The organism is Baaleninema simplex PCC 7105, assembly GCF_000332355.1.
Classification (GTDB): domain Bacteria; phylum Cyanobacteriota; class Cyanobacteriia; order Cyanobacteriales; family Geitlerinemataceae; genus Baaleninema; species Baaleninema simplex.
In genome coordinates, this window is the sequence record NZ_KB235958.1 from 2476396 (window position 1) to 2477454 (window position 1059).

The following is a 1059-nucleotide window of genomic DNA, read 5'->3' on the forward strand; positions in this document are numbered from 1 at the left end:
ACTATATAGAGCGCCATTCTCATCGCTTACCGAATTATGCCCAACGCCAGGAAAACGGCCAGGTCATTGGTTCGGGGGAAGTTGAATCGACTATTAAACGCATTGGTTTGAGAATGAAGATTTCCGGAGCGCAGTGGAATCGAGAGAATGTCAATCCCATGTTGCGTTTACGCTGTGCTTATCTCAATCGCGAGTTGGCTTAAGTATTTTTACTCATTACTTAAAATAGATGCTCCCGGAACTGTATCTGTCTTACCGCTTGGATTTCCAACTCATTTTAAGTAGTCCTTCACTCTTGGAAGTTGGACACCTCTTTTAAAACCTCGCGAAGTAGTTGAATCATCTCCTGTAACCATTGCTTAGCCCCTTCATTACTCGGATTTTCAAGAATCCAGTTGGCATCCCAAGCAACTATATCAGCTAAGGTGTTGTCTGTGGGCGGATCGGCGAGTAGCCTTTCAATTCCTGAAAGGTAGCGTTGAATCGTTTGGGGATGATGGGATGCTAGGTTAGCCACATCATCTCTAACCTCATCCAAAGTACCCGCATCACAACAAAACCCTTGAAGGAAGTCTATGGTAACTTCCAAAGGAGTCATAGCATTTTGCTTTTTTCTTAGCTTTTCTAGGTTTTCTTTAAAATTCATTGTTGACACCTCAGTTAATATCCTCGTATAACAGGGAAAGCTGTGAGAACAAAGAAAGATGGAGGCGATCCCGGCATCAATCGAATTCAAACGCTTACATAGCTAGTTGTTGCATAAACGGAAGTTGTTGGCCCCATTCCCATTTGATCACTATTATAAAAACCTTCACCTACTCGATGACCAGCATTGAAAGTTGTTGTATAATTTCCATCCGCAGCTAATACCAAATCCTGTTCCCAAACCTGCTAAACTTTTAAGCTGCAAATTCCAGCCAATGATAGTTCGTTAAATCCCGAATCTCTTCTTGCATCTGTTCTTGAAGGACACAGCACCTTTTCCCCAACACTTCTTCAAGTTCCTCAATAGTTTCAAAATAAGTGTTAACTAAGGGTTCATCGACTAACTTCCACAAG

The 1059-nt window shown here is 42.0% G+C and carries 1 protein-coding gene and 1 pseudogene; one reads left to right on the plus strand and one right to left on the minus strand.

The genetic code is table 11. From position 1 onward, the window contains the following. Positions 1-203, plus strand: a pseudogene (locus tag GEI7105_RS38440) (hypothetical protein); the annotation flags it as partial. An 86-nt stretch (positions 204-289) separates the two neighbouring features. Here the strand turns inward: GEI7105_RS38440 and GEI7105_RS0112905 are convergent. Beyond that, the gene (locus tag GEI7105_RS0112905) at positions 290-646 is read right to left on the minus strand and encodes a hypothetical protein (RefSeq protein ID WP_017660876.1); all 357 of its coding nucleotides are present in this window, start codon (positions 644-646) and stop codon (positions 290-292) included. Positions 647-1059: the final 413 nt, after the last annotated feature.

What these genes read in the sequence shown, in the direction of transcription:
- GEI7105_RS0112905 (WP_017660876.1), bottom strand. Translation starts at nt 646, where the DNA reads ATGAATTTTAAAGAAAACCTAGAAAAGCTAAGAAAAAAGCAAAATGCT.